General features: G+C 38.5%; 5 protein-coding genes. 2 read left to right on the forward strand and 3 right to left on the reverse strand.

Annotated features, from left to right (window positions below; all coding sequences use genetic code 11):
- Window positions 1-8 precede the first annotated feature (8 nt).
- From ACEW8U_RS20515 to accC, 3 genes are read right to left on the reverse strand one after another with little or no spacing between them, the layout of a single operon-like run.
- Window positions 9-584, reverse strand: a complete 576-nt coding sequence (locus ACEW8U_RS20515; RefSeq protein ID WP_373523920.1) for a nucleoside triphosphate pyrophosphatase — start codon at window positions 582-584, stop codon at window positions 9-11.
- Window positions 581-1,879 (reverse strand): DUF1015 domain-containing protein, encoded by a 1,299-nt coding sequence (locus ACEW8U_RS20520; protein ID WP_373523921.1) that lies wholly within the window; start codon window positions 1,877-1,879, stop codon window positions 581-583. The genes ACEW8U_RS20515 and ACEW8U_RS20520 overlap by 4 nt, the downstream gene beginning before the upstream one ends.
- Window positions 1,879-3,381, reverse strand: coding sequence for an acetyl-CoA carboxylase biotin carboxylase subunit (accC, locus tag ACEW8U_RS20525; protein ID WP_373523922.1), 1,503 nt, complete (start codon window positions 3,379-3,381; stop codon window positions 1,879-1,881). The genes ACEW8U_RS20520 and accC overlap by 1 nt, the downstream gene beginning before the upstream one ends.
- Before the next feature lie 181 nt (window positions 3,382-3,562).
- On the opposite strand from accC, the gene ACEW8U_RS20530 reads away from it, so the two are divergent.
- Window positions 3,563-4,813: an aminotransferase class I/II-fold pyridoxal phosphate-dependent enzyme gene (locus tag ACEW8U_RS20530; protein ID WP_373523923.1), complete on the forward strand. Its 1,251-nt coding sequence runs from the start codon at window positions 3,563-3,565 to the stop codon at window positions 4,811-4,813.
- Between the two features lie 101 nt (window positions 4,814-4,914).
- Window positions 4,915-5,091 carry a histone H1 gene (locus ACEW8U_RS20535; protein ID WP_373523924.1) on the forward strand — a complete coding sequence of 59 codons (177 nt, stop codon included), beginning with the start codon at window positions 4,915-4,917 and terminating at the stop codon, window positions 5,089-5,091.
- The last annotated feature ends 54 nt before the right edge of the window (window positions 5,092-5,145 follow it).

Genomic DNA, 5,145 nt, shown 5'->3' on the forward strand with positions numbered 1-5,145 from the left:
TGCCTTTCCTACCAATTTTTCAAAACATCATAAACCAAATGGACCGGGAGGCCCATTACAGTAAAATATGATCCTTCAATTTTTTCAACAGCTATATAACCAATCCATTCCTGAATACCGTAAGCCCCTGCTTTATCCAAAGGGTGATAAAGGCTTACGTAATACTCTATTTCCTCATTGGAAAAATCCTTCATGTACACCTTAGTCATATCTGTAAAAGTCTGGATCTTGTTATCATCCATTATCGTAACAGCTGTGAAAACCTGATGCATGTTGCCGGATAGTTTTTGAAGCATCTGTAATGCCTCCAAATAATCCTTTGGTTTCCCAAGAATTTCCCCATTCATCACAACAATGGTATCCGATGCAATAATCAACTCAGAACTTTTCATTTCTCCGGTAAAAGCTTTTGCTTTCTTTTCGGATAAATATCCAGCAACTTCCTCGGGGGTTAAAGTAGCAGGAAAACTTTCATCGGTTTCTTTTGTCCTTTGTTCAAATTCAATTCCGAGACCCTCCATTAACGCTTTCCTTCTTGGGGATTTAGAAGCAAGAATGATTTTTTTATCAAGTTTGATCATCATTTAAAAGCTTGATATGGGAATTTAAATTCTTCTTCGTTTACAGAACCAAACAACAATCCTGAAAGCGCTTTAGGATAAAAATAAGTTGACTTTTGGGGCATGGTAAAACCGGATTTGCAAACATTCAAAACTTGGGACATGGGTACCTCTTTTGTGATGACAGCACATGAAGCTGTTCCAGAATTCACCTTTGAGAAACATCTATTCAGGTTTCTTTCATAATCGATATTATTCGAAAGTCTTTGCTCCTTAAATGAAATCCCTAAGACTTTATCGATAAAAAAATAATGAAGAACCATTAGGTCAACTTCTTTTACAACCTGAGGCATTTCAAAACCAAAAGCCCCTATTTTCTCAGGAATCAACCTGATCTTGTAAGCATTATTTTTGAAAACCAATCCAAACGCCCATTGCTTCTGAAGGATTAATTCCCCAATTTCTTCAACATCATTCAGTTTTTTAATAATGAAAAATTCGCCTGCTTTTTGAAGAATTTCCTCCTCTTTCAAATCCAAATCAAAGAACAATCTGTGGGTAGGTAATATTTTTAGGTCACGGGCTAAGGCATTGGTAAAGTACATCATATGAAAATTATAAGCCTCTTTACATGTATGATTAGGATTTGCGCTGGTTTTCTCCTTTTTGTAATCTATAGCACTTTGATACCTATGATGTCCATCTGCCAATATTACTGTCCTATCTTTAATCACTTCCAAAAACACCTTGATAATCCTGGCATCCTGAATAAGCCCCATGACTTCCCTTACCCCTTGATAATCTTCCAAATCATAAATTGGATCTTCAATGGCAGCATCCATGTAGGGCTCAAGAAGATGATCTAAATCTTCATATAGACCATGTGTCGGGCTAGGTTGAAATTCTGTGCTTCTTAAAAGATTTGTCCTGTCGGCAACTGCTTGTACGATGGTATTTTCATGCCTCAATACCACCCCTTCATCCCAATCATAGGCTTTGATCTGTGCTATAAATCCCTTCCTACAAGATTCGTGCTCTTGACCGGGAAGTCTAAAATATTGGTAATACACATAAATACCAGGCAATTGATCCTGAATAATCACTTTTTCGGATTTCCATTTTTCCAAAACTTCCTTCCCTCTTGTTGAAGGGTCATCTCCCAATGGAACTGAAATATGGATACTGTTATAAGGGTTTTGATACAAGGCAACTCTTTGCTTTTCCGAAACCACATCAAATAAAGGGGAAGTTAAGTCATCGAGATTATTTTTAAATCTTGAATGATACCTCCAGCCTTTTAAAGGTAGTATCTCCGCCATCAGATCAGTCTATTTTTCCAGTTTGAGCGCTTCGAAAGTGCACCTTCTTGACTTTGTGAAATTTTCAAACTTTCCCTCGTTTTATCAAAAACATCCACTGCCAGACCTGCAAGAAGCTCCAATTCCTTTTCGGACCAATTAATCTGTAGCATCTCTGGACTAAAAAACTGCTCTACAAATTTTGTGTTAAACCTACCGCTCTTAAATTCCGCATGTTCCATCACAAACTTGCAAAAAGCAAGTGTGGTTTCAATTCCTGTGATTTGGTAATCATCGATTGCATGGATCATTTTTATAATCGCCTTTTCTCTTGATTCATCATGAACTATTAATTTGGCAATCATGGGATCATAATAAATGGGTATATCCATTCCCTGTTCAAATCCATCATCAACCCTAATTCCAGGACCATGGGGTCTAATATAGGTTTGGAGATTTCCAATATCCGGAAGGAAATTATTCTTAGGGTCTTCTGCATATACCCTAACCTCAACAGCATGACCATTGATTTTCAAGTCTTCCTGTGAAAAAGACAAAGGCAAACCTTCAGCAATCAATATCTGCTCTTTTACCAGGTCTTTATTGGTAATCATTTCTGTGACAGGGTGCTCTACCTGCAGCCTGGTATTCATTTCCAAGAAGTAAAAATCCAACTTTTCATCCACAATGAATTCAACAGTACCTGCACCATAATAATCGCAGGCTTTTGCCACTTTCACAGCAGCCTCTCCCATAGCTTTTCTCATTTCGGATGAAACAACCGGAGAAGGTGCTTCCTCGATAACTTTTTGATGCCTTCGCTGTATGGAGCATTCTCTTTCAAATAAATATACCACATTTCCCTTTTGGTCACCTAGCACCTGAATTTCTATATGTTTGGGAGAGATAATGTATTTCTCTATAAAAACCGCTCCATCACCAAATGCAGACTGGGCTTCTGAAATGGCCCTTTGCATCTGTTCCTCAAACTCAGCTTCATTTTCCACAATCCTCATACCCTTTCCTCCACCACCTGCACTGGCTTTGATCAAAATCGGATAACCGATTTCTGCAGCCTTAGATTTTGCGGCGGTAATATCTGAAATGGCCTCATCCGTCCCAGGAACCATTGGAATTCCGTATTTTGAAACCGCATTTTTTGCAGCCAGTTTACTTCCCATCACCTCGATGGATTCAGGTGATGGGCCAACAAAGATTATTCCAGCTTCAGAAACCATTTTAGCGAATGCCGCATTTTCGGATAAAAACCCATAACCGGGATGAATTGCGTCCACACCAAGTTTTTTACAGGCCTCAATTATACGGTCTGAAAGCAGATAGGACTGATTGGAAGGAGGTGGTCCCAAACATACGGATTCATCCGCAAATTTGACATGTGGGGCATTTCGATCCGCTTCACTGAATACAGCTACTGTCTTAATTCCCATTTGTCTGGCAGTTCGCATAATCCTCAGACTTATCTCTCCTCGATTGGCAACCAATAGCTTTTTGATTTTATGCATATAGGGGTTTATTTCATAAAAAAAACAACAACTGCGAAGTAAACAAAATAAAGCCAGTATCTAAAAAGAATACTTGAATTGAAATGGCTTTTTTGCAAGGATGGACAAATTGTGTTAGTTTTGCCAGATTTGATAGATGAAATCACCATTACAAAATTATAAAACCTAAACGTTTTAAGCCTTGGATTTATTCGCAAAATTACAAACCAATCTTGGTCCTTTGGGCAAGCATTCTGAATTAGCTGAAGGTTATTTCGCATTCCCAAAATTAGAAGGAGAAATTGCCCCCAGAATGAAATTTCAAGGTAAGGATGTCCTTACCTGGAGTTTGAACAATTACCTTGGATTGGCAAACCACCCTGAAGTTCGGAAAGCAGATGCCGAAGCCGCAGCAAAATGGGGCGCAGCATACCCGATGGGCGCCAGAATGATGTCAGGTCAAACAGACCAACATGAACAATTGGAAAGAGAACTGGCCGAATTTGTCAGCAAAGAAAGTTCCTATCTTCTGAATTATGGATACCAAGGTATTATGTCAGTCATTGATTCTATTTTGGACAGAAAAGATGTGGTCGTATATGACAGTGAATGCCATGCCTGCATCATTGATGCGCTGAGAATGCATTTAGGGAAACGTTATGTCTTTCCGCACAACGATATAGAAAATTGCGAAAAACAGCTGCAGAGAGCTTCCAAACTGGTAGAAGAAACCGGGGGTGGTATACTTGTCATTACAGAAGGTGTTTTTGGAATGACCGGTGATCAGGGCAAACTTGCGGAGATTGTTAAGCTGAAGGAGAAATTTAGCTTTAGACTCTTGGTTGATGATGCACATGGATTTGGAACTATGGGAAAAACAGGTGCAGGTACCGCAGAAGAACAGGGAGTTCAGGGAGAAGTGGATTTGTATTTCTCCACCTTTGCCAAATCAATGGCCTCTATAGGTGCTTTCATTGCAGGGGATACTAATGTCATCCGTTTCCTGAAATACAACATGCGTTCTCAGATTTTTGCCAAATCACTTCCAATGATTTTTGTTGAAGGGGCATTGAAAAGGTTGGAATTATTGAGAAGTCAGCCTGAATTGAAAGACAACCTCTGGAAAATAGTTGATGCTTTGAAAAAAGGATTGACTGAAAAAGGATTCAGCATCGGCAAATCCAATTCACCAGTGACTCCGGTGGTGCTCAATGGTACCATAGGGGAAGCAGCTACCTTAAGTAAAGACTTAAGAGAGACATATAAAATCTTCTGTTCTGTAGTGATTTATCCTGTGATTCCTAAAGGAATGATAATCCTAAGATTAATACCTACTGCTGTTCATACTTTAGAAGATGTAGAAGAAACAATCGCTGCTTTTGAAGCCATCAAAGAAAAATTGTCGAGTGGATATTATAAAAATACAGCATATGCTGTTTCCTTCGGAGAATAAAAAAAATCAAAAAAAGGCGTTATACTGTTGTTTTATAAACATTTTAGCTATATTGACCACACAATTAAACTTATCATCAACCAATAAAATTAATTTTTACTATGAACAGATTTAGCGAAATAAAAGATCTTATCCTAGGCTTGGAAGGAGACTTCGAAAAGTTCTACGACAAAAACAACCAAGCTGCAGGGACCCGGGTAAGAAAAGGTATGCAGGATCTTAAGAATTTGGCACAGGACATCCGAAAAGAAGTTCAGGACAAGAAAAACGAAGGATAATCAACAAAAAAAGGTGATCAAATGATCACCTTTTTTATGACTTAAATTTTTTAC

This window comes from Aquiflexum sp., assembly GCF_041751335.1.
Taxonomy (GTDB): Bacteria; Bacteroidota; Bacteroidia; order Cytophagales; family Cyclobacteriaceae; genus Aquiflexum.